The organism is Thermoflexus sp., from assembly GCF_040289485.1.
Taxonomy (GTDB): domain Bacteria; phylum Chloroflexota; class Anaerolineae; order Thermoflexales; family Thermoflexaceae; genus Thermoflexus.
Genome location: NZ_PSLG01000031.1, coordinates 1 through 25,103, shown reverse-complemented (window position 1 = coordinate 25,103; position 25,103 = coordinate 1). Strand labels below are relative to the sequence as shown.

The 25,103-nt window shown below is 69.7% G+C and carries 26 protein-coding genes and 1 tRNA gene; 15 read left to right on the top strand and 12 right to left on the bottom strand.

Annotation, left to right across the window (positions count from 1 at the left end):
* Window positions 1–25 precede the first annotated feature (25 nt).
* Together C4313_RS06970 and C4313_RS06965 are read right to left on the bottom strand one after the other, a co-directional pair.
* Entirely contained in the window at window positions 26–544 is a 519-nt protein-coding gene (locus C4313_RS06970) for a DoxX family protein (protein ID WP_352429148.1), read from the bottom strand.
* Window positions 545–619: 75 nt separating this feature from the next.
* On the bottom strand, window positions 620–742 hold the full coding sequence (locus tag C4313_RS06965) for a hypothetical protein (RefSeq protein WP_352429147.1): 123 nt from the start codon (window positions 740–742) through the stop codon (window positions 620–622).
* A gap of 199 nt (window positions 743–941) precedes the next feature.
* On the opposite strand from C4313_RS06965, the gene C4313_RS06960 reads away from it, so the two are divergent.
* The 5 genes from C4313_RS06960 (at window position 942) to C4313_RS06940 (ending at window position 6,393) form a co-directional block, all read left to right on the top strand.
* Window positions 942–1,015 (top strand) — tRNA-Val (locus tag C4313_RS06960).
* Window positions 1,016–1,340: 325 nt separating this feature from the next.
* On the top strand, window positions 1,341–3,131 hold the full coding sequence (thrS, locus tag C4313_RS06955) for a threonine--tRNA ligase (protein WP_352429146.1): 1,791 nt from the start codon (window positions 1,341–1,343) through the stop codon (window positions 3,129–3,131).
* Window positions 3,132–3,143: 12 nt separating this feature from the next.
* Complete coding sequence (locus tag C4313_RS06950) at window positions 3,144–4,295, top strand: deoxyguanosinetriphosphate triphosphohydrolase (protein ID WP_352429145.1); 1,152 nt, start codon at window positions 3,144–3,146, stop codon at window positions 4,293–4,295.
* Window positions 4,285–5,634 (top strand): hypothetical protein, encoded by a 1,350-nt coding sequence (locus tag C4313_RS06945; RefSeq protein WP_352429144.1) that lies wholly within the window; start codon window positions 4,285–4,287, stop codon window positions 5,632–5,634. Before C4313_RS06950 ends, C4313_RS06945 begins: the two co-directional genes overlap by 11 nt.
* A 12-nt stretch (window positions 5,635–5,646) precedes the next feature.
* On the top strand, window positions 5,647–6,393 hold the full coding sequence (locus C4313_RS06940; RefSeq protein WP_352429143.1) for an enoyl-CoA hydratase/isomerase family protein: 747 nt from the start codon (window positions 5,647–5,649) through the stop codon (window positions 6,391–6,393).
* Between the two features lie 17 nt (window positions 6,394–6,410).
* Here C4313_RS06940 and cas4 read toward each other — a convergent pair whose 3' ends face one another.
* The 3 genes from cas4 to C4313_RS06925 are packed head-to-tail and all read right to left on the bottom strand — an operon-like array spanning window position 6,411 to window position 7,598.
* Window positions 6,411–6,932, bottom strand: a complete 522-nt coding sequence (gene cas4 / locus C4313_RS06935; protein ID WP_352429142.1) for a CRISPR-associated protein Cas4 — start codon at window positions 6,930–6,932, stop codon at window positions 6,411–6,413.
* 4 nt (window positions 6,933–6,936) lie between these two features.
* Entirely contained in the window at window positions 6,937–7,200 is a 264-nt protein-coding gene (locus tag C4313_RS06930) for a hypothetical protein (RefSeq protein WP_352429141.1), read from the bottom strand.
* Complete coding sequence (locus C4313_RS06925) at window positions 7,197–7,598, bottom strand: DUF3054 domain-containing protein (protein WP_352429140.1); 402 nt, start codon at window positions 7,596–7,598, stop codon at window positions 7,197–7,199. The genes C4313_RS06930 and C4313_RS06925 overlap by 4 nt, the downstream gene beginning before the upstream one ends.
* A 183-nt stretch (window positions 7,599–7,781) precedes the next feature.
* Between C4313_RS06925 and C4313_RS06920 the strand changes: the two genes are divergently transcribed.
* Genes C4313_RS06920 through C4313_RS06910 form a run of 3 tightly spaced genes read left to right on the top strand, consistent with a single transcriptional unit; the run spans window position 7,782 to window position 10,013 of the window.
* On the top strand, window positions 7,782–9,011 hold the full coding sequence (locus C4313_RS06920) for an aminotransferase class I/II-fold pyridoxal phosphate-dependent enzyme (protein WP_352429139.1): 1,230 nt from the start codon (window positions 7,782–7,784) through the stop codon (window positions 9,009–9,011).
* Between the two features lie 58 nt (window positions 9,012–9,069).
* Window positions 9,070–9,297 (top strand): FmdB family zinc ribbon protein, encoded by a 228-nt coding sequence (locus tag C4313_RS06915; protein ID WP_352429138.1) that lies wholly within the window; start codon window positions 9,070–9,072, stop codon window positions 9,295–9,297.
* Window positions 9,294–10,013 carry a hypothetical protein gene (locus C4313_RS06910; protein WP_352429137.1) on the top strand — a complete coding sequence of 240 codons (720 nt, stop codon included), beginning with the start codon at window positions 9,294–9,296 and terminating at the stop codon, window positions 10,011–10,013. The genes C4313_RS06915 and C4313_RS06910 overlap by 4 nt, the downstream gene beginning before the upstream one ends.
* 54 nt (window positions 10,014–10,067) lie before the next feature.
* Here the strand turns inward: C4313_RS06910 and C4313_RS06905 are convergent, their stop codons facing one another.
* The gene (locus C4313_RS06905) at window positions 10,068–11,246 is read right to left on the bottom strand and encodes a hypothetical protein (RefSeq protein ID WP_352429136.1); all 1,179 of its coding nucleotides are present in this window, start codon (window positions 11,244–11,246) and stop codon (window positions 10,068–10,070) included.
* A 149-nt stretch (window positions 11,247–11,395) separates the two neighbouring features.
* On the opposite strand from C4313_RS06905, the gene C4313_RS06900 reads away from it, so the two are divergent.
* The 5 genes from C4313_RS06900 to C4313_RS06880 are packed head-to-tail and all read left to right on the top strand — an operon-like array spanning window position 11,396 to window position 17,852.
* Window positions 11,396–12,655: a metallophosphoesterase family protein gene (locus C4313_RS06900; protein WP_352429135.1), complete on the top strand. Its 1,260-nt coding sequence runs from the start codon at window positions 11,396–11,398 to the stop codon at window positions 12,653–12,655.
* Between the two features lie 21 nt (window positions 12,656–12,676).
* Window positions 12,677–15,223, top strand: a complete 2,547-nt coding sequence (locus C4313_RS06895; RefSeq protein WP_352429134.1) for an AAA family ATPase — start codon at window positions 12,677–12,679, stop codon at window positions 15,221–15,223.
* Window positions 15,224–15,232: 9 nt separating this feature from the next.
* Entirely contained in the window at window positions 15,233–16,132 is a 900-nt protein-coding gene (locus tag C4313_RS06890; protein ID WP_352429133.1) for a DUF1385 domain-containing protein, read from the top strand.
* A 33-nt stretch (window positions 16,133–16,165) separates the two neighbouring features.
* Complete coding sequence (gene ychF / locus C4313_RS06885) at window positions 16,166–17,257, top strand: redox-regulated ATPase YchF (RefSeq protein WP_352429132.1); 1,092 nt, start codon at window positions 16,166–16,168, stop codon at window positions 17,255–17,257.
* Window positions 17,258–17,267: 10 nt separating this feature from the next.
* Entirely contained in the window at window positions 17,268–17,852 is a 585-nt protein-coding gene (locus tag C4313_RS06880; RefSeq protein WP_352429131.1) for an SDR family NAD(P)-dependent oxidoreductase, read from the top strand.
* A gap of 154 nt (window positions 17,853–18,006) precedes the next feature.
* On the opposite strand, the gene C4313_RS06875 is transcribed toward C4313_RS06880, so the two are convergent.
* Together C4313_RS06875 and C4313_RS06870 are read right to left on the bottom strand one after the other, a co-directional pair.
* The gene (locus C4313_RS06875; RefSeq protein WP_352429130.1) at window positions 18,007–19,395 is read right to left on the bottom strand and encodes a tryptophanase; all 1,389 of its coding nucleotides are present in this window, start codon (window positions 19,393–19,395) and stop codon (window positions 18,007–18,009) included.
* Window positions 19,396–19,412: 17 nt separating this feature from the next.
* Window positions 19,413–20,336: a DMT family transporter gene (locus C4313_RS06870; protein ID WP_352429129.1), complete on the bottom strand. Its 924-nt coding sequence runs from the start codon at window positions 20,334–20,336 to the stop codon at window positions 19,413–19,415.
* Between the two features lie 205 nt (window positions 20,337–20,541).
* On the opposite strand from C4313_RS06870, the gene C4313_RS06865 reads away from it, so the two are divergent.
* Both C4313_RS06865 and C4313_RS06860 read left to right on the top strand, forming a co-directional pair.
* Window positions 20,542–21,309 (top strand): P-loop nucleotide/nucleoside kinase family protein, encoded by a 768-nt coding sequence (locus C4313_RS06865; protein WP_352429128.1) that lies wholly within the window; start codon window positions 20,542–20,544, stop codon window positions 21,307–21,309.
* Between the two features lie 13 nt (window positions 21,310–21,322).
* Entirely contained in the window at window positions 21,323–21,898 is a 576-nt protein-coding gene (locus C4313_RS06860) for a hypothetical protein (protein ID WP_352429127.1), read from the top strand.
* A gap of 73 nt (window positions 21,899–21,971) precedes the next feature.
* On the opposite strand, the gene C4313_RS06855 is transcribed toward C4313_RS06860, so the two are convergent.
* From C4313_RS06855 to C4313_RS06840, 4 genes are all read right to left on the bottom strand, one after another.
* Window positions 21,972–22,985, bottom strand: coding sequence for an ABC transporter substrate-binding protein (locus tag C4313_RS06855; protein WP_352429126.1), 1,014 nt, complete (start codon window positions 22,983–22,985; stop codon window positions 21,972–21,974).
* 63 nt (window positions 22,986–23,048) lie between these two features.
* A complete protein-coding gene (locus tag C4313_RS06850) occupies window positions 23,049–23,870 on the bottom strand; it encodes an ABC transporter permease (RefSeq protein WP_352429125.1) in 822 nt (273 codons plus the stop codon).
* A complete protein-coding gene (locus C4313_RS06845) occupies window positions 23,867–24,616 on the bottom strand; it encodes an ABC transporter ATP-binding protein (protein WP_352429124.1) in 750 nt (249 codons plus the stop codon). The genes C4313_RS06850 and C4313_RS06845 overlap by 4 nt, the downstream gene beginning before the upstream one ends.
* A 13-nt stretch (window positions 24,617–24,629) precedes the next feature.
* Window positions 24,630–25,103, bottom strand: a 474-nt coding sequence (locus C4313_RS06840) for a pyridoxamine 5'-phosphate oxidase family protein (RefSeq protein WP_352429123.1), incomplete at its 5' end; no start/stop codon positions are given.

The following is a 25,103-nucleotide window of genomic DNA, read 5'->3' as shown; positions in this document are numbered from 1 at the left end:
CCGCCGGGGCCATCGGGCGTGGGGCTCACGCCGCTCGGCCCGACAGGCGCATCGCCCGGGCGGAGGCGATGAGGGCCAGCGCGGTGATGAGGAGGGCCGCGATGAGCACGATGGCGAACGTCGCCGGCTGCGGCCACGTCAGGCCCAGCGCCGCGTCCAGGCTGTAGCGCCCGGGGCCGTAAAGCCCGAAGAAGCCGCTCAGAGCGATGAGGACCAGGTTGTATTCAAAGCCGCCCTGCTCGATCCACAGCCCCTTGGGCGCGTGGACCCGGACGATGGCCACCAGCTGAGTGGCCAGCAGCGGCAGGGCCGCCACGGGCGTCGCCAGGCCGAGGGCGAGGAGCAGGCCGCCAAGGAGCTCCCCCAGGCCCAAGGCCAGCGCCCACGGGCGGCCGGGCCGGAAGCCCAGGCCCTCCACCCAGCCCGCCGTCCCGTTCAGGCCGCTGCCCCCGAACCAGCCCAGCAACTTGCGCGCCCCATGGCCCGCGAAGAGCAACCCGATGAGAACCCGAAGGATTCCCAGGCCCAGATCCAGCGGCAGCATGGCGCCTCCACCTCCTCTTCGCGGGTTGAGCCGTTGCCCCGGCGATCCGGAGCCTCGACAGGGGCGGGGCGCGGATCACCTCCCCCACCGGGCCAGGAGGTCCCACCGACGGGTCGCCGTCGCCAGCGCCTCCATCCCCGTGCGGGCGCGAGGGATCCGCCCCCGCGACAGCATCCGCCACAGGTCCTGGCGCCGCATCGGCCTCACCTCCTGGCCGGTCCCAGGGTGTCCGGAACCCGGAAGGCCGGGGGACACGGCCACTTTCCTTATTAGCCCTTACCATGTGAGCGATACATAAACATTTCGTTAACGTTTTATGAGCGAGGGACCGGCCTCCGGGGGAGGCCTCTGGGGTGTTGCCAGGGGCCCCGCTGGGTGCTATAATAAAAGGCGCCGTGGGCGGTTAGCTCAGGTGGTGAGAGCGCCGTGTTGACAACGCGGAGGTCAGAGGTTCGAGTCCTCTACCGCCCACAGGGCCTGCCCGGAAACCGGGCGGGTGACGCTTCCTAAACCCGACGAAGGGGACATGTCCTCAGGGAGGCCCCACGACAGAGCGCGGGCCCCATAGGCTGAGAGGGCCCGCCGTGGAGGACCTGAGGATACCGCCCTGGAGGGGCCGCCTCGAACCGGCCCGGCCGGCGTAGGGGCGGACGGGCGGGCCGCCGTTATCCGGCCGAGAGGGCGGCCGCGTCTCGGGCGCGGCCGAAATGGGGTGGAACCGCGGGAGATCGCGCCTCCCGTCCCGATGGGGCGGGAGGCGCCTTTCGTTCTGGAGGAGCCTTGGCCGGAGGTCCCCATGCCGCAGAAGAAGATCGTGCCCTACCAGGAGACGTGGCTCTACCGGATCCGACACTCGTGCGCCCACGTGATGGCCCAGGCGGTCCTGGAGATGTTCCCGGAGGGGAAACTGGGCATCGGCCCCCCCATCGAGGACGGGTTCTACTATGACTTCGATCTCCACCGCCCTTTGACGCCGGAGGACCTGGCGCGGATCGAGGCCCGCATGCGGGAGATCATCGCCGGGAACCATCCCTTCATCCGGCGCGAGGTCACGCCGGAGGAGGCCCGTGCGCTGTTCCGGGACCAGCCCTACAAACTGGAGTTGATCGAGGACATCCTGCAGCGCGGCACCGATGAATACGGCAACCCTCTCCCGCCGGGCCAGCGGCCGGTTCTGACCACCTATCGGCACGATACCTTCGAGGACCTGTGTCGGGGGCCGCACGTGGAGCATACCGGCCAGATCCATCCAGGGGCCTTCAAGTTGCTCCACGTGGCCGGGGCCTACTGGCGCGGCGACGAGCGGCGGCCGACGCTCCAGCGGATCTATGGGACGGCCTGGGAGACGCCGGAGCAACTGGAGCAGTATCTCTGGCGCCTCGAGGAGGCCCGCAAGCGGGACCACCGGCGCCTGGGGCGCGAACTGGACCTCTTCTCCTTCCACGAGATCGCCCCGGGAGCCCCCTTCTGGCATCCGAAGGGGATGATCATCTTCCGGGAACTGGAGCGGCTGTGGCGGGAGGAGCACGACCGACGGGGCTACCAGGAGATCTCCACCCCCATCCTGGTCCACCGGAAACTGTGGGAGCAGTCCGGCCACTGGGAGCATTACCGCGAGAACATGTTCCTCCTGGACGTGGAGGGGCAGGAGTTCTCCCTCAAGCCCATGAACTGCCCCGAGTCCACCATCATCTACAGTTCGCGGCTGCGCTCCTATCGCGATCTGCCGTTGCGGCTGAACGAGATCGGTCGGCTGCACCGCTTCGAGCGCTCCGGCACCCTCCACGGCATGCTCCGGGTGCGGCAGATCACCATGGACGACGCCCACATCTACTGCCGGCCGGACCAGATCCTGGAGGAGATCGACGGGGTGCTGGATCTGATCTACAGTTTCTACAGCATCTTCGATTTCCAGCCCGAGTTCTTCCTGAGCACCAAGCCCCCCAAGGCGATGGGGGATCCCCAACTGTGGGAGATCGCCGAGGAAGCCTTGCGCCAGGCCCTGGAGCGCCGCGGCATCGAATACGGCCTGAAGGAAGGGGAAGGGGCCTTCTATGGGCCCAAGATCGACGTCCAGGTTAAGGACGCCATCGGGCGCGACTGGCAACTGGCCACCGTCCAACTGGATTTCCAGATGCCGGAGCGCTTCGGTTTGGAATATATGGACCGCGATGGGCTCCCGAAGCGTCCGGTGATGATCCACCGAGCCATCTTCGGCTCCTTCGAGCGCTTCATCGGCATCCTCACCGAGCATTACGCGGGTGCCTTCCCGGTCTGGCTGGCGCCGGTCCAGGTCGTGGTCATCCCCATCACCGACCGCCACATCCCGTATGCCCAGGAGGTCGGCGCGAAACTCCGGGCCGCCGGCCTGCGGGTGGAGGTGGACGACCGGAGCGAGCGCATGCAGGCCAAGATCCGCGACGCGCAGCTGCAGAAGGTCCCCTACATGCTGATCGTGGGGGACCGGGAGCAGGCGGCGGGGACGGTGGCGGTGCGCCTGCGCACTGGGGAGGACCTGGGTGCCATGGATCTGGAGGCCTTCCGGAATCGGGCCCTGGAGGCCGTCCGGACCCGCCGCGGGCTGTGATGGAGGACGCCCATGCGGACGCGGCAGGACCTGGAGGCCCTGGAGGATCAGATCCTGGCCCCCTACGGCCAGCGCAGTCGCTGGAGCCGGGGCCGGCGCTATCCCGAGCCGGAGCACGCCTATCGCACGGCCTTCCAACGGGACCGGGATCGCATCCTGCACACCACCGCCTTCCGCCGCCTCAAGCACAAGACCCAGGTCTTCATCATCACCGAAGGGGACTACTACCGCACCCGCCTCACCCACACCCTGGAGGTGGCCCAGATCGGGCGGACCATCGCCCGTGCCCTGGGGGTCAACGAGGACCTGGTGGAGGCGATCTGCCTGGCCCACGACCTGGGGCATCCCCCTTTCGGCCACGCGGGGGAGCAGACGTTGAACCGCCTGATGCAGGGCCACGGCGGCTTCGAGCACAACGCCCAGTCCTACCGGATCGTCACCCATCTGGAGCGTCGTTACCCGGAGTTTCCGGGGCTCAACCTGACCTACGAGGTCCTGGAGGGCCTGGTCAAGCACGAGACCGAATACGACCACCCGCTGATCCGTGACTTCGAACCCCACCGGCGGCCCACCCTGGAGGGCCAGATCGCTAACCTGGCCGACGAACTGGCCTACACCGCCCACGACCTGGATGACGGCCTGCGCGCCGGCCTCCTCCGCCCCGAGGACTTGGAGGGCCTGGCCATCTGGCGGACCCTGCAGGCGGCCATCGGTTGGGACGGGCGGGGGTTCAGCGACCTGATCCGCTACCGCCTGGTGCGCCGGCTCATCGGCCTCATGGTCACCGACGTCCTGACGGCCACCGACCGGGCCCTGGCCGCCATCCGCCCCCAATCCCCCGATGACATCCGGGACCACCCGGAGCCGCTGGTCCGGTTCTCCGAGGAGATGGCCGGCCAGATCCGCGAGTTGAAGGAATTCCTCTACCGGCGGCTGTACCGCCACCCCCATGTGGTGCGCATGCAATCCAAGGCCGAGCGCATCCTGGAGGGGCTCTTCCGGGCTTACCTGGCAGAGCCCGCCCAGTTGCCCTACTGGGTCCAGGACCGCATCCGGGAGGAGGGGGATCTCCATCGGGTGGTTTGCGATTACATCGCGGGGATGACGGACCGCTTCGCCCTGGAGGAATACCGACGGCTTTACGAGGTGACCGATGTGTTGTAAACCAACGGGCCAGGCGCTGCTCTTTCTCATGGGGATCGTCGGGATGGCCGCTGCGCCGCCGGACCCGCGTTTCGGGGTGGTGGAGTCGGTGGAGGCGCCTCCCCTGGCGGAGGTGCTGGGGGCAGGATGGACGCGGGTGCGCTTCGCATGGCACGAGATCCAGCCCCACGGGCCGGAGGACTGGAACCCGCCCTGGCCGACGGAGCGGCTGGAGGCCGAGCGCCAGGCCGGACGGGAGGTCGTGGCTCTGGTGCTGGGCACCCCCTTCTGGGCGCGGGCCGACCCCCAGATCCCCGGGATCCCCAGGGGCCTGGACCGGGACGAAGCGGATCCCGGGAACCTGTGGGCCGTTTTCCTGCGCCGCCTGAAGACCACCTATCCGTTCATCCGCACGTGGATCATCTGGAACGAGCCGGACATCTGGGATCCGAATTATCCCGGTTACAACTGGGGCGGCAGCGAGGCCGACTTCGTGCGCCTGCTGCGGGTTTCCTATCGCACCCTCAAGGGCCTCAGCCCCACCGACCGGGTGTTGTTGGGGGCCTTCTCTTACTGGTGGGACGCCGCCTACGGCCGTCGCCCTTACTTTGAGCGCTTCCTGGCCGCCCTGGCCCGCGATCCGGAGGCGCGGCGCTTCAACGGCTACTTCGACGGCCTCTGCCTCAACCTCTACTTCAACCCCGACACGCTCTACGATCTGGTCCGCTGGCATCAGGCCCGGCTCCAGGCCTACGGCTGGGGCCGCAAACCCCTTTGGATCACCGAGACCAACGCGGCCCCCTCCGACGATCCCGCCTGGCCGGTGCCCTCGGCCATGTTCCGGATCGACCTGGAGGAGCAGGCCGCCTTCATCGGGCAGGCAACCGCCCTGGCCCTCGCCGCCGGTGCGGAGCGGATCTCGATCTATAAATTGATCGACAACGCCGTGGATCGTTTCGCTAACCCCGAGCCCTTCGGCCTGGTCCGGGAGGACGGCTCGTTGCGGCCGGCGTTCCTGGCCTATCAGACAGCCATCCGAGCCCTGGCCGGCTTCCGCTCCGCCCGTCTGGTGGAGCGCAGCACGCTGGCCCTGGTGGAGGTGCGCCAGGGGGACCGCCGGACGCTGATCGCGTGGTCGCGGGAGGATCGCCCCCAGCCCCTCACCCTGATCCGCCGTGGCGTGTTCCAGGCGGCCTTCGACGGGCTGGGGCGTCCGGTGGAGATCCAGGTGTCCGCGTCGCGGTATCGCCTGACGCTTCCCCCGGCCCGCTGTCAGCATCGCCTGGGCGGCCGTTGCATGATCGGCGGGCTGCCCATCTATGTGGTCGAGACCTGGCCCGCGCCCACCCCTTCCCCGTGAGGCAGGTGCCCGATGCTGCGCATCGAGCGGACGGAGGGACTGGCGATCTGGGTGTTCGACCGCCCGCACCGGCGGAACGCCCTGGACTGGGCCACGATGGAGGCCTTCGCCAAAGCCGTGCAGGAGGCCGCGGGGGACCCCCGGCTGCGGGTGGTGATCCTCACCGGGGCGGCAGGGGCGTTCCTCTCCGGGGCGGACCTGTATGAGATGTCCGCCTATCGCTCGGAGGCGGATGGCCGCCGGCTGGCGACGCTCATGGGCGAGGCGCTGCGCCGGCTGGAGGAAGCCCCCTGGATCAGCATCGCGGCCATCAACGGCCCCGCCCGAGGCGGAGGGGTGGAGGTGGCGCTGGCCTGCGATCTGCGGGTGATGGCCGAGGACGCCGACCTGGCCTTCGTGCAGATCACCTGGGCGCTGACGCCCGGCTGGGGCGGGGGCCAGCGGTTGCGCCGGCGGGTGGGGTCCGGCCGGGCGCTGGAGCTGCTGCTCACCGCCCGGCGTCTGTCGGCGGAGGAAGCGCTTCGGCTGGGGCTGGTGGAACGGGTGGCCCCGGCCGGCCAGGCCCTGGCCGAGGCGACGGCGTTGGCCCGCCAGATCCTCGGCTGGGACGCGGAGGCGGTGAGGGCCGTCAAGGCCCTGATCCGGGATGGGGATCGGCTGCCCTTTGAGGCGGCTCTGGCGGCGGAGCAGGAGCGCTTCGCCCACCTATGGGCGGCCCCCGCCCACTGGGCGGCCATGGACCGCTTCCTCAAACGCTGAGGCGCCGCGGCCTCGGATTACCCCAAGGCCTCCTCGCAGATCTCCCGGAACCCGCAAGCCCGGCACCGGGCGGCGCTTCGATGCTGCCGGTGGGCCTCCCCCCGTGTCAGGTTCTGTTGCATCGCTTCCAGCACCTGCAGGAGGGCCTCCCGCTGCGCCTCCGTGTACTCCAGGACGAAGGTCCGGTCGCGATAGCGGAGCAGCCCATACGGCGGGCGGACGCCGAGGGCTTCCTCCACCAGCAGGCAATAAGCCATCAGTTGCAGCACGTGGGAAGGATGGGGCCGCTCCGGCGCCGGCGACCCTTTCACCTCCACGGGGATCACCCCCTCGTCCCGATACAGGAGGAGGTCGGGCCGGCCGATCAACCGATACCGGGGCGCCCTCAGGGGTGGCCTTCCCCGTTCCCCGGGCAGATCGGTGTAAACCACGGGCCCGGCCGGGAGGCCCGTGGACCGGCGGAGCCAAACGCTCAGGAGGGCCAGCATGGCCGACAGCAGCCCCAGCCCCACGCCCAGCAGGAGCAGCCAGGAACCCATCGGGTCAGGTCAGGGCTCGGAGAGGGCCGACTTCCTGGACGTCCACAGGGACGCCTTCGATCTCGGCAGGGATCCGATCCTCCGGCGCCAGTTCGTCCGGGGGGACTTTGCGGCGCACGGAGATCACCAGGCACAGTTCATCGGTGAGGCGTCCGCCCCGCTGTCGGTAGCCGATCCCCACCGCCACCACGTTGGCTTTGCGCAGCAGCGCGCTCTCCCACCGGCGTTTCACCTCCTGGATGCGGGCGAGGGCTTCCGGCTCGCTCATAGGCGCGCTCCTGCGGGGGCTCGATGTCGGAGCCAGAGGGTGAGGGCCAGACGCCAGGCGATCAGCAGCGCCCCGTTCCCGAAGAGGGTGATCAGGGCGAACGGCAGCGGGGCGGGCCGGCCCAGGGCGAGGCTGCGGAGGATCAGCCCCAGGAGCCCGGCGGCCAGCCAGGCCCCGCCGGTGCGCAGGACCACCGTGCGCGCCCCGGCCTCCGGCTCGAGCCGGTGTCCGTGGAAGAAGGGCGCCAGGGCCAGCCATGCGACGGCAAAGGGGGCGGCCGCCCGGAGCACCCCCCCGATCGGATTCCCATCCCCCAGCAGGCCGTGGCTGGCCCGCCCGAGCGCGGCGAACACCAGGAACAACAGCAGATCGCCTCCCAGCGGCACCCATCGGCGCATCCTATCCCTCCTCGGCGAGAGGACGTCATGTCTGCTTCGGGCCGCGCAGACCTGATGCCCTCTTATCCTAGGCCCACCGGCCTCGACGGGCAATCCCCCTCCTTCGGCTCGCGGGTATAATGGGGGTGCATCCGCCCTGGGGAGGGGATCCTCGGAGCGCCAACCGCGTGGCGGGAGGGAGCGATGGATATCTTCGCCAAGTGCTACGGGTTTACCGCGGCGAAAGAGGCGATGGCCGCGGGCTTCTATCCGTATTTCATCCCCCTCGACGACACAGAGGGGACGGAGGTGGTCTACCAGGGGCGCCGGATCCTGATGTTCGGATCCAACAACTACCTGGGCTTGACCACCCATCCCAAGGTGAAGGCGGCGGCCATCGAGGCCCTGAAGCGATACGGCACCTCGTGCACCGGGTCCCGGTTCCTCAATGGGACGCTGCGCCTGCACCGGGAACTGGAGGAGCGGCTGGCGGCCTTCGTCGGCAAAGAGGCGGCCCTGGTTTTCTCCACCGGCTACCAGACCAACCTGGGGACCATCTCCGCGCTGGTGGGGCGGGGAGATTACGTGATCCTCGACAAGGAGGACCACGCCAGCATCGTGGACGGCGCCCGCATGTCCATGGGGGTGACCAAGCGGTTCTCCCACAACGACATCGCCGCCCTGGAACGGCAGTTGGCCTCCCTCCCCCCGGAGGCCGGCAAACTGGTGGTGGTGGACGGGGTGTATTCCATGGGCGGGGACATCGCCCCCTTGCCGCAACTGGTGGAGGTGTGCCGCAAACACGGCGCCCGGCTGATGGTGGACGACGCCCATTCCCTCGGGGTCCTGGGGCCCAACGGGCGGGGGACGGCTGCCCACTTTGGGCTCACCGACCAGGTGGACCTGATCATGGGCACCTTCAGCAAGTCCTTCGCTTCCATCGGCGGGTTCATCGCCGGCGACGAGGCGGTGATTCATTACATCCAGCACCACGCCCGCTCCCTGATCTTCAGCGCCAGCCTGCCGGCCCCTAACGTGGCAGCGGTGCTGGCCGCCCTGGAGATCATGCTGGAGGAGCCAGAGCGCATCCAGCGGGTGAACGATATCGGCGCGCGCATGCGCTACGAACTCAAACGCCTGGGCTTCGACATCGGCCCCAGCCAGACCCCCATCGTGCCCATCATCATCGGGGATGACATCCGGACCGCCCTGGCGTGGAAGGCCCTGTTCGAGGAGGGGGTCTACGTGAACTGCGTGGTGGGCCCGGCGGTGCCCCCCGGCAAGCAGTTGTTGCGCACCTCTTATATGGCCACCCACACCGATGAGCAACTCGAGCGCGGCCTGGAGATCTTCGAGCGGGTGGGCCGAGCCCTGAGCTTGATCAACCCCTCCACCGCCCACGTGGAGGAGCCGGCGCCCTCCCCAGGGTCATAGCCGCGCCGGCTCATCGGGTAAAATCGAAGAAGCCCACATCTTTCAGGAGCGTGCCGGGATGCCCCTCTACGAGTATCTCTGCCGGGATTGCGGGACGAAGTTCGAACTGCTGCGCGCCATGGCCCAGGCCGATGACCCGGCCCCGTGCGCGCAATGCGGCAGCCTGCGGACCGGGCGCCTGCTTTCCCTCTTCGCCGCGATCAGCGATGGGAAGGTGGTGGCTGGCTCCTCCGGCTGCGCGGCTTGCGCTTCTCACACCTGTTCCACATGCGGGCTGCACGGATGAGGCGTCCGGGGCTTCCCCTCGGGCTGGGAAGGGCTTGCGTCGGGCTGGGGCTTCTCGGCGTGGGGCTGTTCCTGGGGCTGCCGGCGGCCCGGGCCCAGGGAGGGGCGCAGGCCCAGGTAGTCTCCCCGCCCCGGGACCAGCCGGTGTGGGGCACGGTGGATATCGTCGGGACCGCCACCCATCCCAACTTCGCCCGCTACGATGTGGCCATCCTGGACGCCCACGATTTCACCAAGGAGTGGCGGTGGCTGGTGCAGGGGCGCCCCACCCGTGCCGAGGTCCCCATGGTCCTGGCCACGTGGAACACGACCGTCTTCCCGGATGGGGAGTATGTCATCCTGATCCGGATCTGGGACCAGGGGGGTGGCCACCAGGATTTTCTGTTCGGGCCGTATCGGGTGGCCAACGCCCAGCCCACTCCGACACCGACGACCATCGTGGAGCCCACCATCGCGCCGGAACCGACCGGCACGGTGGTTCTCACCCCCAGCGTGGAGATCGAACTCCCCCCCACGGCCACGCCGGGCCCTTCCCTCACCCCGCGGCCCGTTCTCCGGCGGACGACGGGAGGGCCGACCTTGGGGTGGGGGGACCTGGTCGGGGCCTTCTTCACAGGGGTCCGCTGGACCTTCATGCTCTTTGGGGCGTGGGGCGGGGTGTTGCTGTTGCGCTGGGGATGGCGGCGGTTGTCCCGCCGTCGTCAGCCCGAGCCGTGAGGGCGCGGGTTCCGGACAGCGCACAGGGCAGATCCCCGCCCCGGGACAGCGCCCCTAGGCAGAGGTGTCGACGCGGAGGAGACGGTCGGCCTGCAGGGACCACCGCGCGGGGGGGACCACCATCCCCTGGGCGCCGATGAGCAACCCCACTCCCAACTGCTTCGCCTGCTCCAGCGCCCGGCGATCCACGGCCAGCCCGAAAACCACGGGGAACATCGCCTGGGGCTGGCCCTCCGCTGCGAGGGCCGCGGCCGTCTCCGGCGCCTGGAGGAACCCCACGAAATTCAGGATGTCCCGTGGCCAGACCTTCGATTTCACCGAGACCAGCAGCCAGACCTCCGCTCCCTCCGGGGTGTAGGCTCGGACCAGCCCGTCGAGTTCTCCGATCCCGTTGACGGTCAGAGAGAACACGGGAACCTGTAGCCTCCACCCTCGGTCCTCCAGCCAGAGGCGCAGGGCCTGGACCATTCGATCCTCTACGGCAGGGCCCAGGAGGGATCCCAATCGGTCGAGGGTCTTTTGCATCTGATCCTGTCGCTGGACGATCTGTTGGGCCTGTCCTGTGAGCCGGGCAACTTGCTGGGTGAGGTCGTCGACACGGCGGGTGAGGGTGATCATTTGCTGGGCCAGGTCGTCCACCCGTTGGGCCAGGGCGTCCACGCGCTGGGTGAGGTCGTCGACGCGGCGGGTGAGGGTGACCATTTGCTGGGCCAGATCATCCACCCGTTGGGTCAGGGCGTCCACGCGCTGGGTGAGGTCGTCGACGCGGCTGGTGAGGGTGATCATTTGCTGGGCCAGGTCGTCCACCCGTTGGGCCAGGGCGTCCACGCGCTGGGTGAGGTCGTCGACGCGGCGGGTGAGGGTGACCATTTGCTGGGCCAGGTCATCCACCCGTTGGGCCAGGGCGTCCACGCGCTGGGTGAGGGTATCGATATGCTGGGCCAGCCGCTGGTTCTGGAGGGCCAGGGCCTGGATCTGTTGGGCGAGGGTTTGGAGCACCTGCTCCGTTTGGCGCTGCGCCTCCGCCAGGGCCGCGATTTGGGCATCCGTCTGCCGGAAATGCGCCTCCGTGGCGGCGTAGAAGGCCTCGGCCGCCGCCCGGTGCTCCTGGAGGCGCTGGGGGACCTCCAGCAGGTCCTCGGTGAGCAGGAGCCGCCGCAATTCCCGCCGCCAGTCCTCTCGCTCCTCCAAGAGCCGGATCAGGTCGTGGAAATCCTGGACGGTAAAGCCCATCGGTTCCCTCCTTACGGTTTGAATTTTACCACGCTCCGCGCCTGAAGTGAATTCGTGATCGCCGTCGGGGTCCGGGCCGGGCGCTCCGGACGCAGAGAACGTGCTCCACTATAATTGATAGCCAGAAGGCGATCCCCGAGGAGGTGGCGATGACCCCAGCGCCCATTCGGATCCTCCATTTCGCCGATCTGCATATCGGGATGGAGGCCTACGGTCAGATCGATCCCGCCACCGGCCTGAACCGCCGCGTGGTGGATTTCCTGAAGGCCTTCGATGACGTGGTGGATTACGCCCTTGAAAACGAAGCCGACCTCGTCCTGTTCTGCGGGGATGCCTTCAAGAACCGGGATCCTTCCCCCACCTACCTGCGGGAGTTCGCCGCCCGCCTCCGGCGCCTCCTGGAGGCTGGGATCCCTACCTTCTTGCTGGTGGGCAACCACGATCTGCCGGGCATGGAGAAGCGGGCCACCCCCTTGGACCTCTTCGAAGTCATCCGCCCGCTGCTGCGGGAGGGCGACCGCTTGATGGTGGGCCGGCGGGAGGCCGTGCACCGCGTCACCACCCGCCGGGGACCTCTCCAGATCGTCGCCATGCCGTTCCCAGCGCGGACGCGTCTGCTAAAGGACGAGCAATGGAGAACGCTCCCCCTGGAGGAACTGGAGGGCCAGTTGCGGGACGCGATCGCCGCCAATCTCCAGCGGATGCTGGAGGAGGAGATCGATCCCCAGATCCCCACGGTGGTGGCCGGGCACTTCTCCCTGGACGGGGCGACCTATGGCTCCGAGCGTCAGGTCATGATCGGCTACGATGTGGTCCTGCCCCCCTCGATGTTTCGCCATCGGGCCATCGATTACGTGGCCATGGGCCATATCCACAAACACCAAAGCCTCGGCGACGGGGCGCCTCCCATCGTCTACAGCGGGAGCCTGGAGCGGGTGGACTTCAGTGAGGAGGGGGAGCCGAAAGGGTTTTGCTGGGTGGAGGTGCGGCGGGGGGAGGCCCGCTGGCAGTTCGTCGCGCGCCCGGCCCGACCCTTTGTCACTCTGACCCTCGATCTGCGGGAGGCCTCCGATCCTGAGATGGCGGCCATCGGCCGGATCCGCCGCGCGGCGGCGGAGATCCGCGAGGCGGTGGTGCGGGCGCGGATCCGCATCCGTCCCGAACAGGCCGAGATCCTCCGGGAGGCCCGGCTGCGGGAGGAACTGGAGCGGGCCGGGGCCTTCTACGTCTCCGGCCTCCAGGTCGAAAAAGAGGAGACCGCCCGCCTGCGGTTGCACCTGGGGGAGGTGGAGCGCCTGACGCCGCTGGAGTTACTGGAGCGCTATCTGGAGTCCCGCAACATAGGTCCGGAGCGTCGGGCCCGGCTGATCGAGCGGGCCCGGCGGATCGTGGCGGAGACCGAAGGCTGAGGGCCCGGGGGAGGATCACTGATGGAACTGGTGCGCCTTGAATTAAAGAACTTCTTGAGTTATCGGGAGGAGACGCTGGATTTCACCGGGCTCCGCATGGCTGCCCTGGTGGGCCCCAACGGGGCGGGCAAGAGCAGCCTGCTGGATGCCATCACCTGGGCCCTGTGGGGGCGCACCTCCCGTTCCGACAAGGACCCCGACGGGTTGGTCCATCGGGGCGAGAAGGAGGCCCGCGTGACCCTCCGGTTCCGGCTGGGGGAGGCCCTCTACCAGGTCACCCGCGTCCGCCGCCGGGGCAAAGGCCACACCCTGGACTTCCAGATGCTGGAGCCCCGCCATCGTTCCCTCTCGGGGACAGGCATCCGGGAGACCCAGCGGGCGATCGATCAGGTCCTCCAGATCGACTTCGAGACCTTCGTGAACGCCTCCTTCATCCGCCAGGGGCGCGCCGACGAGTTCACCACCAAGACGCCGGCCGAGCGCAAGCGGATCCTGGCAGAGATCCTTCAACTGGATCGCTGGGGGGAATGGGAGGAGCAGGCGAAGAAACGGATCCAGGCCCTTGAGCAGGAACTGAGCAACGTGCGCTGGCGGATCGAGGAAACCGAGAGGGAGCTGCAACGGCGGCCGGAATACGAAGCGGAATACCGGCGGGCCCATGGGGAGCACATCGCCCGGCTGCAGCAGCGGGAGGCCCTGGAGGCGGAGCGCGAGGCGCTGCGGGAGGCCGAGAAGCAGGCGGAGGCGATCCGGGAACGGTTGCGCCATATCGCGGAGCAGGCCCAGGCCATCGAGCGCGAGCAGGCCCGCCGCGCCGTCGAGATCCAGCGTCAGCGTGAAGCCATCGACCGCTGGCGGACCCTGCTGAACCGCCGGGCGGAACTCACGGCTGCCCATGAGGCCCTCCAGCACGCCCGCCGCGAGTTAGAGCAGATGGAGGCGCGCCTGCAGCAGGCAGAGACCCTGCGGGGGCGGCGGGGGTTGCTGGAAAGCCGGATCGCGGAGGCCCGGGGGCGGCTCCAGGCGCAGATCGAGCGCCTGCGGGCCGAACAGGCCGACCTGGAGGCCCGGGCGGCGCGGCTGCCGCAACTGGAGGCCGAGATCCAATCCCTTCAGGAGGCGCAGCGCCGGCGGGCATCTCTGGAAGCGGAGATCCAGGCCCTTGAGGCCCGCCTTCAGGCCCTGCAGCAGGAGCGGACCGAGATCCAGGGTGAGAACCGACGGCTCCAGCAAGAAATGAAGGACCTGAAGGCCCGTCTGCAGGCCCTGGCCCAGATCGGCGCGGAGTGCCCGACCTGCCGGCGTCCGCTCCCGGAGGCGGAGCGGCTCCGGCTCCAGAAGGAGTGGGAGGAAGAGGGACGCCGCCGTGGCGATCGCTATCGAGAGAACCAGGCCCGGCTCCAAGTCCTGGAGCAGGAGCAGCGGGATCTGGAGGCCCGTCTGCAGGAGCTCCGGCAGGAGCGGGAGGCCCTGCTCGCCGCCGCGGTCCGCCTGGAGCAGGTGGAGGCCGCCCGGGAGGCCGCCCAGGAGGCCGCCCAGCATCTCCCGCACAAGCGCCAGGAACTGGCGGAACTGGAGGCCCGACTCCGGGAGGACCGGGTCGCCCCTGAGGATCAGGCGGCCTTAGCGGCCGTGGAGGCCGCCCTAGCCGACCTGGGCTACGATGGGGAGGCCCACCGGGCCCTCCGCCAGCGTATCCGGACGCTGGAGGAGCAAGCCCGGGACTGGCCTCTGCTGGCCGAGGCGGAGCGTTGGCTCCCCCAGGCCGAGGAGGCCCTCGCCCATCTGGAGGCGGCGCAGCGGAGCGACGCGGAGCGCCTGGGCGCTCTGCAGGAGGAACGGCAGCGCCTAGAGCAGGAGAAGGCCGCCCTGGAGGAACGCCTGGCCGTGTTGCCGGATCTGCTCCGTCGTCTGGATGCCGCCCGGGAGGCCGAGCGGAAGGCCCGGGAGGCCGTCATCGCCGCCGAACAGCGGCTCCGCGTCTGCGACCAGTTGGCCAGAGAACTGGAGCGCCTGCGGGAAGAGCAACGGCGTCTGGCGGAGGAGAAAGAGGATTACGAGGAACTGCGCCGGGCCTTCGGACGCAACGGGGTGCCAGCGATGATCATCGAGGCTGTCCTGCCGGAGATCGAGGAAGAGGCCAACCGCCTCCTCCACCGACTGACCGACGGGCGCCTCACCGTCCGCTTCCGCACCCAGCGGGAGACCAAAGAGGGCGAGGTCCAGGAGACCCTGGACATCCTGATCTCCGACGAGGGAGAGGAGCGGCCCTACGAGAATTTCTCCGGCGGCGAGCGGTTCCGGGTGGATTTCGCCATCCGCCTCGCCCTCTCCCGCGTCCTGGCCCGGCGCTCGGGGACGCCGCTGCGCTTGCTGGTGGTCGATGAGGGGTTCGGCTCACAGGACCAGGCGGGGCGGGAGCGGCTGATCGAGGCCCTCAACGCGGTGAAGGAGGAGTTCTCTACGATCCTGGTGATTTCCCATCTGGAGGAGTTCCAGGACGCCTTCCCGATCCGCATCGAGGTCCGCAAGACCCCGGCGGGAAGCCGCCTGCAACGGGTGGTCTGAGGGGGAGACATGGCCCGCGCCCCGGCTTCCGAGCAGCCCTTTGCCCGCTATGGGGGCCAGGCCGTCTTGGAAGGGGTGATGATCCGGGGACCGGCCGGCCTCGCGGTGGCCGTGCGCGCTCCCGATGGACGGATCGTGTGCCGCGCCGTCCCGTTGGCCCCACGGCGGGGCTGGCGCCGCTGGCCGCTCCTGCGTGGAGGGGTGGCCCTGTGGGAGACGCTGCGATGGGGGATCGAGGCCCTCTGGTTCTCCGCGGCGGTCGCGGCGGGGGAGCCGGCGGAACGCCCAGAGGGCTGGGGGGCCTGGCTCTTGTTGTTGTTCCCCTTGGCCTTGGGGATCGCTCTCTTCATCGTGCTCCCGGCCGCCCTGGCGGAGGCGATGGCCCGTTTCCTCGGGTGGCCCCCGGGCGCCCGTTCGGCCCTGGAGGGACTGTTGCGGCTGGGGCTGGTGATCAGTTATCTGGGCGCCATCGGGCGCCGGCCGGAGGTCCGGCGGGTCTTCGCCTACCACGGCGCGGAGCACAAGGTGGTGCATGCGCTGGAGGCCGGTGCCCCCCTCACCGTCGCAGGGGCACGCCCGTTCCCCACCGCCCATCCCCGTTGTGGGACCGCCTTCCTGCTCACTGTGATCCTGATCGCCATCGTCCTTTTCGCCTTCCTGCCCGGCCTCCCTCTCCTCGCCCGGGTGGCTGTGCGCCTGGCCCTGTTGCCGGCGCTGGCCGCCCTCGCCTATGAGTTCCTCCTGTTCAGCGCCCGCTTCGCCTCCGTGCGCCCCGTCGCCTGGCTTTCCGCTCCGAACCTGTGGCTGCAGCGGCTCACCACGCGGGAGCCCGACGAGGGGATGCTGGAAGTGGCCCTGGCCGCCCTGGAGGCGGCCCGGGCCCTGGAGACCCCCCAGGCCCAGGGTTAAAATCCCCGTGGACCCTTGTCCGTTGAGGCTTTTATGGAGATCGGCCTGGTCGGCATGCCCAACGCCGGCAAATCCACGCTCTTCGTGGCGCTGACGCGGCATCCGGTGCCCATCGCCCCTTATCCCTTCACGACCATCGAGCCCCACCGGGGCGTCGTCGCCGTCCCGGACCCCCGGCTGGAGGCCCTGGCCCGGGTGGTCCGGCCCGAGCGGGTGGTGCCGGCCACCCTGACCGTGGTGGATATCGCGGGGCTGGTCCGCAACGCCCATCGTGGGGAGGGGTTGGGGAACCAGTTCCTGGCCCACATCCGCGAGGTGGATGCCATCGCGATGGTCTTACGGGGCTTCGCGGCCCCCACCATCCCGCCCGGCCTGGGGGAGGTGGATCCGGTGGCTGAACTGGAGGTGCTGGATCTGGAACTGGCCCTGGCGGACCTGGAGACAGTGCAGCGGCGCCTGGAGAAGACCCGCCGAGCGGCCAAGGCCGACCCCCACGCCTTTGCCGAGACCATCGCCGCGCTGGAGGACCTGGCCGCCCATCTCCAGGCCGGCCGCCCCGCCCGCACCTGGCCCGGGCGGGCCCCTTGGCGACCTCTTCTGCGGGAACTCTTCCTGCTGACAGACAAGCCCCGGGTGATCGTCCTGAACGTCGCGGAGGAGGATCTTCCCGAGGGCGGGCCGGCCGCGGCGGAACTGGCGCGCCGCGCTGGCGTCGAGGGCAGCCCCTTCCTGGTGGTCTGCGCGGAACTGGAGGCCGCCTTGAACGAGTGGCCGCCGGCGGAGGCCCGGACCTACCGCGAGAGCCTGGGGTTGTCCGGCTCCGCTCTGGACCGCCTGATCCAGGCCGCCTATCGGTTGCTGGATCGGATCACTTTCTTCACCATCACCGGCGGCCACGAGGTCCGCGCCTGGTCGATCCCGCGGGGAACCCGCGCGCCGCAGGCCGCGGGACGGGTTCATTCCGACATGGAACGGGGGTTCATCCGGGCCGAGGTCATCCCATGGGATCGCCTGGTCGCGGCCGGCTCCCCCCAGGCGGCCCGGGAGCAGGGCCTGTGGCGCATCGAAGGGCGCGATTACGAGGTCCAGGACGGCGATGTGCTCCACTTCCGTTTCCATGGATGAGGGGGTTGCTGTGGAGCGCCCGGTGGCCCTGGTGACCGGGGCCGGGCAGGGCCTCGGCGCGGCCATCGCCCACGGGCTGGCCCGCCGGCGGTTCTACGTGGTGGCCAACGACATCAACCCAGCGGCCGCCGAGCGGACGGCGGAGGCCTTGCGGGCCGCCGGCGGCGCCGGGGAGCCTTTCCACGCCGACGTCGCCAACCGCGTCGCGGTCGGCGCCATGGTGGAGGAGATCGTTGCGCGCCTGGGGCGGCTGGACCTGGTGGTCCACCACGCCGAGGTCCACCCTCATCGCTCCCTGCTGGAGTCCCTGCTGGAGATGGGGGAGTACGAATGGGACCGGACCGTGGCTGTGATCCTGAAGGGAGCCTTCCATCTGCTGCAGGCCGCTGCCCCCCGGATGATCGAACGAGGGGGTGGCGGTTTCGTCTTCATCGTCCCCGCGGACGTTTGGGCGGGCGTGGGGTTGACAACAGCTGACATTTTCGCCTCGCAAGGTGAAAGGGATGACGATGCGCCACGGAACGGTTCCACGCCGCCTACGCGGCGGCCAAAGCCGGCCTCCTCGCCCTGGCCCGCGCCGTCCAGGGGACGCTGAGGTCTGCCCGCGTGGCCGTGCACCGGTTGTGGATTCGGGACGGCCCGGAGACCCCTGGGGACGGGCTGGAGCACGCTCTGGATCACATCGCCCGCGGCGAGGGCCTCGGCGGCACGTTCTAGATCGGGCGGACGCCCCCTCCCCGGTGAGCCGATCACGGCAGTTCCCCCAAGGGCTCGAGGTGGGCCAGGAAATGGCGCAACAGCCGTGGGGCCTCGACGATCCGGAAGCCCCCGATCTGATCCCGTCGGGCGTAGAGGCGGGCGCAGACCTCCACCACGTAATCCAGATGGCTTTGAGTGTAGACCCGCCGGGGCAGGGCCAGGCGGACCAACTCCATCGGCGGGTGGATCACCTCGCCGGTCTCCGGATCCTCCCGGGCCAGCATGAGGCTCCCGATCTCCACCCCGCGGATCCCTCCCTCCAGATAAAGGTGGACGGCCAGGGCGTGGCCGGGGTAGACCGAGGGGGGGAGGTGCGGGAGAAAGCGCCGGGCGTCCAGGTAGACGGCATGCCCGCCCGGCGGCACGACGATCGGGACGCCGGCCTGCTGCAGGCCCTCTGCCAGGTAGCGGACCTGGCCAACGCGATAGGCCAGGTAGGTCTCGTCCAGGGCCTCCTGCAGCCCAACGGCGATGGCCTCCAGATCCCGCCCGGCCAGCCCGCCATAGGTTGGGAAGCCCTCTCGGAGGACCAGTTGGGCACAGAGTTCCTCGTAAAGCCCCGCATCCCGTAGGGCGATGAAGCCGCCGATGTTGACCAGGCCATCCTTCTTGGCGCTCATCAGGCACCCGTCGGCATACCCGAACAGCTCCCGGGCGATCTCCCGCACCGGGCGGTCGGCGTATCCCGGCTCCCGCAGTTTGATGAAGTAGACGTTCTCCGCGTAGCGGGCGGCGTCCAGATACAGGCCCTTGCCGTATCGGCGGGCGATGGCTGCCACGGTGCGGACGTTCTCCAGAGAGACCGGCTGCCCGCCCACCGTGTTGTTGGTGAGGGTGAGCATCACGAAGGGGATGTTCTCGGGGCCGACCTGCTGGAAGAAGGCCTCCAGTTTGGCCGGATCCATGTTTCCCTTGAAGGGATGGTCCAGCGTCGGATCGTAGGCCGCATCGATGGCCAGGTCCACCGGCTCGGCGGGGCGGGCCAGCAGGTTGGCCCGGGTGGTGTCGAAGTGGCTGTTGCTGGGAACCCGCTGCCCGGGGCGGACGGCGACGGCGAAGAAGAGGTGTTCGGCCGCCCGACCTTGATGGACGGGGACGACGTAGGGGTAGCCGGTGATCTCCTGGATTACCTCCCGGAACCGATAGAAGCTGCGAGCCCCGGCGTAGGACTCATCCCCCTGCATCATCGCCGACCACTGGCGGTCGCTCATCGCCCCCGTCCCCGAGTCGGTCAGCAGATCGATGAACACGTCCTCCGCTCGCAGGCGGAACAGGTTGTAGCCCGCCTCCTGGAGGCGCGCCCGGCGTTCCTCCCGGGAGAGCATCCGCAACGGCTCGACCATCTTGATGCGGAACGGCTCCAACGGATGGCCTCCCATTGGACAACCTCCTTCCCTCAGGATCCTCCACGCTCCTGGGCCACCAGGGTGATGCCGAAGAGGATGAAACCGCCTCCCACCAGTTTGAGGGCCGTCGGCGCCTCCCCCAGGAGCAGGTAGGCCAGGATGGTGGAGCCGATGGGCTCGCCCAAGGTGGTCACGGTGACCACCGCCGTCGGCAGGTAGCGCAGGGCCCAGTTGAACGAGGAATGGCCGATCAATTGGGGGACCATGGCCACTAGGGTCAACCACAGATAGGTCTCCGGGCGGTAGCCCACCAGGGGGAGGCCCCGGGCCGCCACGATCAGCAAGCACACGACGGCCGCCGTCCCGTAAACGGTGGTGATGTAGGTGGGCAGGGAGAGGCGCCCCCGGACGCGGCGGCCGATCAGGAAATAGCCGGCTACGGTCACGGCCCCCGCCAGGGCCAGGGCGTTCCCGATCAACGGCATGCGCCCGCTCCCGCCCAGGGAGCACCGCAGAGGAAGCCCGGCGCACGCGTCGCTCAGGCCCACAAGCCCGCTCCCGATCAGAGCGATGGCGATCCCCAGCCCCGCGCGGGCGGTGATGGTCTCCCGCAGGAGGATAGGTGCGGCGAGGGCCACGAAGACCGGGGAAAGGGAGACCAGAACCACCGAACTGGCCACCGTTGTGTATTCCAGGGAGGTGATCCAGGCCACGAAGTGGAGGGCCAAGAACACCCCAGCGAGGAACATCCCCAGCATGTCGCGGCGGGGGAGGGCCGCCCATTCGTGCCGGTAACGCCCCAGCGCCACCGGCAGGACGACCAGGGTGGCCAGGCTCAGGCGATAGGCGGCGATGACCAGGGAGGAGGCCTCCCGCTGAGCGAGCCGGATGAGGATGGAGGCCATGGAGACCGCTAGGATGCCCACCAGCAGCACCAGCGGCGGAGGAAGGAGCGGCTTGTCGGCTTCGGACACGAGATGCGCCTCCCGGTTGTGGGTCTGGATGCGGCGGGCCGGTGGCCTTGCTTCCCGCAGCGGAGGCCCCGGAGGACCTTCGATCGAGGCCGCCGCGCGGGCCAGTATACACGATCCGCCGGGGAAGCGGGGGTGAAGATCGCGGGACGGCCGACGCGGCGGATCGGCCTATAATGGGAAGGGCCGGCAAACAAGCGGCGGGGTGATGCCCATGGCGGGAACCGAGCGTCCGCCCCTGGAAGCCGGGGGAGAGAAAGGGGCCCGGCCGGAGCCCCCCTCGACCATCGGCCCCTCCCCGTATCCCCTGACCCGGGCGGAGGCCGAGGCGCTGGCGCGCCGGGCCGCCCAGGCCCTGGACCTGCGGCCGATTCCCACGCCGCATCCGCGCCTGATCCTGATGGTCGGCCTGCCCGGGACCGGGAAATCCACCCTGGCGCGGCGGCTGGCGGCCCTCCTCCCGGCGCCCGTCGTCGAATCGGACCGGGTGCGGCGCGTGTTGTTCAAGTGGCCCCGTCACTCCTTGAACGAGAGCCGTCGGGTGCACCAGGTGTGTCGGGTGCTGATCGAGGACCTGTTGCGACGGGGCTCCTCGGTCATCTTCGACGCTACGAATCTCATCGAAGCCCACCGGGCGCTGATCTACCAGATCGCCGACCGCCTCCGCATCCCCCTGGTCATCCTCCTGATCACCGCCCCGCCGGAGGTGGTCCGGGGCCGGCTGGAGGGCCGGGCCCGACAGCGGGATCCTCAGGACGCCAGCGAGGCGACCTGGCCGGTCTACGAGCGGATGCAGCGGCGGGTCGAGCCCATCGGCCGGCCGTATCTGGAGGTAGACACCTCCCAGGATCTGGAAGCCCTCCTGCCCCGGATCCTGGAGGCGATCCTCCAGGCCCGTGTCTTCCCCGGCGGCCCCCTCGCCGGAGCCTGTCCCAGCGGCGCCCGGCCCGGGGAAGGAGATCGAACCTGTCCGTAGGAGGAAGCCGACCGTGGATCTGCGCACGGAACTCACCTATGTGCAGGAGGGGATGGCGGCGCTGGAGGATTACCTCAACGCCGATCCCATCTACTGGCCCTTGCGCCCCTTCTCCGCCACCCTCCCGGCCTTCAGCATCGGGGGGCTGCTGGAGAGCCTGCGCCGGCTGGAGGCCCTGGCCGACCGACTCTCTCCGGAGGGCCGCGAGATCCTCCGGCGGGCGCGGGAAGGGTTGGAGCAGGCCCGCCAGCGTTACGCGGGCCGTTATGCCCATAAAGTCGAACGGGAACTGCACAGCCGGCTGGACGCTTGGGCGTGGTTTCTGGAGGATTACGAACGAGGCCCTGAAGAAGGGGCCGCCAGTTTCCCGGCCCAGGTCCACATCCGCCTGAAGATCGCGTTGCTGCTGGAGGAGGCGGAAGGGCTGGGCCTGGCGGTCGCCCCCCTTCGTCGGCGCCTGCAGGAGCTGGATCAAACCCTGCGCCTTCACTGGATCCCAGGGCCTTTCCTTTGGGAAGAGGCGCTGCAGGCGGCCTTCCCACAGGACCGGTTTTGGTGGCTGTATGGGCGCCCGCGCGGGCAACGGTGAGGAAGCTGAGGGGCGGTGAGAAAGCGGGGTGGGGAGCGGGATGAGCGTCTTCTCCCCACCCCGCCCGGGGCGGTCAGCGCCGCCGGGCTTGCTCCAGCAGCGCCGTGGTGAAAACCGCATCGATCTCCACCGGCTTGGCGATGGCGTTGTAGCGCCGCAGCACCTCATAAAGGGCCTGCCACTGCTCCCGCGTCTGCCATCCCAGGCCATGCTCCCGGGTGACCGGGGATTCGGCGTCCCGGAGCTCCGTCTCCAGCATAAAGCGCATGTGGCCCCGGTCGGCCTGGGGGGCATACTTCAGCACGATCTCCACAGCCCCCTCCGGGTCCTCCCAGGCGCTTTCGATGCCCCGCAGCGCCGCCCGCAGGAAGCGGACCAGCAGATCCGGATCTTTGCGGATTTGCTCCTCGCTGGTCACATAGCACAGCCCCAGGGTGGGCACCCCGAAATCCGCCGCGTCCCAGATCACCAGTTCGTAGCCCATCTGGCGCAGCAGATAGGGCTCGTTGGATTTAAAGAGCGGGTAGACGTCCACCAGGCCCTGGACCAAGACCCGCGGATCGAAGCCGACGTTGACCAGTTCCACGCGGCTCCGATCCACCCCGGCGGCCTCCATGATGGCGAAGAGGTCCGGCGGCGGGGTTCCCTTGTAGCCCACCTTCTTTCCCTCCCAGTCCTTGGGCGTGCGCATCCCGGAGGACTTCAGGGCGGCGAAGGCCTGCTGGCCCCGCTGGCCGATGAGGGCGATGGAGACCAGGGGAAGTCCAGGGTCCGCCCGCCGCTGCAGCAGCACCGCCGCATCCTGGGTGGTCACCTGGACGGCGCCGGCCATCAGCAACTGCAGGTGTTCCCCCCGGCCGCTCGAATGCTGGACTTCCACCTCCAGCCCCTCCTGGAGGAAATAGCCTTTCTCTTTGGCGACGTAAACCCCCACGAAGGGCAGGTTGGCCTGGGGCTTGTAACCCGCCATGAACACCATCCGTTTCAGCGGAGCGGTCGGCGTGGCGGGCGGGGCCGGCGTAGTGCAGGCCCCGAGGACCAGGGCCAGCAGGACCAACAGCCGTCGGATCAGGGTCGATCGCGCCATTGGTCGCCTCCGTATCAAGGATAGAGCAGCGCGCTGGGCCGATGACCGCGCGCCGCGGGGTTCTCAGCGCAGCGGCCCTCCGGGCTCCCGCGCCGCCGCATCCCACCAGAGGGTCCGTCGCTCCAGGGCGGCGGCCAGGCGGTAGCCGGCCAGGCTCATCCCGGCCAGAAGGAAGGCGGCCGCGAACAGGCGCGGCATATCCAGGTTGTTCTGGGCCAGCCACATGGCCCGCCCCAGCCCGGCCGAGGCGCCCGTCCATTCCGCCACGACCGCGCCGATCAGCGCCAGCGGGACGGCGGTTTTCACCGCCGCGAAGGTGTAGGGCCACGCCGCCGGCCAGCGCAGATGGCGGAAGATCTCCCATTTCGAGGCCGCCCAGGAGCGGAACAGTTCCTCCACGGCCGGGTCGACGGCCCGCAGCCCGTTGGCCATGGTCACCAGGGCCGGATAGAAGGTCAGCAGGGCCGTCATGAGGATCTTGGGCATGGGCCCGAAGCCGAACCAGAGGGTGAGGATGGGCGCGATGGCCACCAGGGGGATGGCCTTCACCAGGAGCACCAGGGGCATCACCGCCCGCTCCAGCGGTGGCCAGAAGGTCATCGCCATCGCCAGGGCGAGGGCGATCCCCAGCCCGAGGGCCAGCCCGAACAGGGCTTCGGAAAGCGTGGCCCCCGCCGCTGCCAGGTAGAGCCCGCGTTCCTGCCACAGGATGGTCAGGACGGCGGAGGGCGGGGGGACCAGATAAGGGGGCACATGCGCGGCCCGCACCCCGGCTTCCCAGGCCACGAGGGTCAGGGGGAGGCTCAGCCAGGGGAGCCCGGCGCGGACCCGGGCCCAGGGCCGGCGGCCGGCCAGGGCAGGGGATCGAAGCGCGGCCTCTTTCATGAGGCGCTCTCCTCCAGGGCTTCTCGCAACCGCTGGGCCCACTCCCCCACGCGGCGCTCCTCCCGCCGGGGGCGGGGCTCCGGGATGGCGAGGACGGCCCGCACCCGGGCCGGGCGGCCGCTCAATACCAGGACCCAATCCGCCAGGCGGGCGGCCTCGTAGAGGTCGTGGGTGACCCAGAGGACGGTGGGGCGGAACCGCAGCCACAGGCGTTCCACCTCGGCGAGCAGTTGCCCGCGGGTCAGGGCGTCGAGGGCGGCGAAGGGCTCGTCCATCAGCCAGACCGAGGGGTTGGGGGCCAGGGTGCGGGCCAGGGCGACGCGCTGCTGCATCCCCCCCGAGAGGCTCCAGGGGTAGGTGCCCTCGAAGCCCCGCAACCCCACCAGATCGATGAGGGCCTCCACAGAGAGAGAAGGACGCAGCGGGCGCGGGTTCACCTCCAGGGCCAGCCGGATGTTCTCTGCAACGGTGCGCCATGGGAGCAGGGCCGGCTGCTGTCCCATCCACCCGATCCGCCGGGCGGCCCGCGCCGCCTCCGGCGAAAGGCCGTCCAGCGTGATGCGCCCGGCGATGGGTTGGAGGAGCCCGGCCACCAGGCGCAGAAGGGTCGATTTCCCGCAGCCGCTCGGCCCCACGATCCCCACCAAGGCCCCGGAGGGGATCTGCAGCGAGATCCCTTCCAGGACCGGGAGGAAGCCCTCCGGCCCTCGGAAACCGTGGAACAGCCCTTCGATCCGGATCTCCATCGGCGGATAACCCTTAGCGGGGAATCAGGCCGCGGTAGCCCTGGACCTGGCGGGGGATCATCCGGAAGACCTCTCCGGGCGGCTCGAGGGGTGGCGCCCCGATCCGATAGCGCCCGGCCAGGCGCTCGACCAGCGCCGGCAGGCCCTCCGGGAAAGGCGCTGGGACCGCCTCACCTTCTAGGCGGACCCGACGGAGGGGCGGCCACGGTTCGTCCACCAGCAGGAGGACCCGGGGGTTCGCCCGCACGTAGTCCGGCCATCGCGATCCCGGGAAGGCTGGGATCCAGAGGGCGGGCGGCTCCCATAGATACCACACCGGCACGCCATGGGGCCGGCCGTCGGCCCGCAGGCAGATCAGCCGGGCGATCCAGGGGCCGGCCAGGAAGGCCTCGATCTCCGGCCGGCGGAGCCGGCGCAGGGGCAGGTCCGGCGGCTCGGCGGCATAGGGCTGGTAAACCGGGGCTCCCAGTCGGAGGGACAGGCGGGA

Coding starts and splice junctions, on each gene's coding strand:
- C4313_RS06965 (WP_352429147.1), bottom strand. CDS start 742: ATGCGGCGCCAGGACCTGTGGCGGATGCTGTCGCGGGGGCGGATCCCT.
- C4313_RS06910 (WP_352429137.1), top strand. CDS start 9,294: ATGAGGCGTCCGGGGCTTCCCCTCGGGCTGGGAAGGGCTTGCGTCGGG.
- C4313_RS06930 (WP_352429141.1), bottom strand. CDS start 7,200: ATGAGCGAGCCGGAAGCCCTCGCCCGCATCCAGGAGGTGAAACGCCGG.
- C4313_RS06915 (WP_352429138.1), top strand. CDS start 9,070: ATGCCCCTCTACGAGTATCTCTGCCGGGATTGCGGGACGAAGTTCGAA.
- ychF (WP_352429132.1), top strand. CDS start 16,166: ATGGAGATCGGCCTGGTCGGCATGCCCAACGCCGGCAAATCCACGCTC.
- C4313_RS06850 (WP_352429125.1), bottom strand. CDS start 23,870: ATGAAAGAGGCCGCGCTTCGATCCCCTGCCCTGGCCGGCCGCCGGCCC.
- C4313_RS06865 (WP_352429128.1), top strand. CDS start 20,542: ATGCCCATGGCGGGAACCGAGCGTCCGCCCCTGGAAGCCGGGGGAGAG.
- cas4 (WP_352429142.1), bottom strand. CDS start 6,932: ATGGGTTCCTGGCTGCTCCTGCTGGGCGTGGGGCTGGGGCTGCTGTCG.
- C4313_RS06925 (WP_352429140.1), bottom strand. CDS start 7,598: ATGCGCCGATGGGTGCCGCTGGGAGGCGATCTGCTGTTGTTCCTGGTG.
- C4313_RS06945 (WP_352429144.1), top strand. CDS start 4,285: ATGTGTTGTAAACCAACGGGCCAGGCGCTGCTCTTTCTCATGGGGATC.
- C4313_RS06950 (WP_352429145.1), top strand. CDS start 3,144: ATGCGGACGCGGCAGGACCTGGAGGCCCTGGAGGATCAGATCCTGGCC.
- thrS (WP_352429146.1), top strand. CDS start 1,341: ATGCCGCAGAAGAAGATCGTGCCCTACCAGGAGACGTGGCTCTACCGG.
- C4313_RS06970 (WP_352429148.1), bottom strand. CDS start 544: ATGCTGCCGCTGGATCTGGGCCTGGGAATCCTTCGGGTTCTCATCGGG.
- C4313_RS06855 (WP_352429126.1), bottom strand. CDS start 22,985: ATGGCGCGATCGACCCTGATCCGACGGCTGTTGGTCCTGCTGGCCCTG.
- C4313_RS06875 (WP_352429130.1), bottom strand. CDS start 19,395: ATGGGAGGCCATCCGTTGGAGCCGTTCCGCATCAAGATGGTCGAGCCG.
- C4313_RS06900 (WP_352429135.1), top strand. CDS start 11,396: ATGACCCCAGCGCCCATTCGGATCCTCCATTTCGCCGATCTGCATATC.
- C4313_RS06845 (WP_352429124.1), bottom strand. CDS start 24,616: ATGGAGATCCGGATCGAAGGGCTGTTCCACGGTTTCCGAGGGCCGGAG.
- C4313_RS06905 (WP_352429136.1), bottom strand. CDS start 11,246: ATGGGCTTTACCGTCCAGGATTTCCACGACCTGATCCGGCTCTTGGAG.
- C4313_RS06895 (WP_352429134.1), top strand. CDS start 12,677: ATGGAACTGGTGCGCCTTGAATTAAAGAACTTCTTGAGTTATCGGGAG.
- C4313_RS06940 (WP_352429143.1), top strand. CDS start 5,647: ATGCTGCGCATCGAGCGGACGGAGGGACTGGCGATCTGGGTGTTCGAC.
- C4313_RS06920 (WP_352429139.1), top strand. CDS start 7,782: ATGGATATCTTCGCCAAGTGCTACGGGTTTACCGCGGCGAAAGAGGCG.
- C4313_RS06890 (WP_352429133.1), top strand. CDS start 15,233: ATGGCCCGCGCCCCGGCTTCCGAGCAGCCCTTTGCCCGCTATGGGGGC.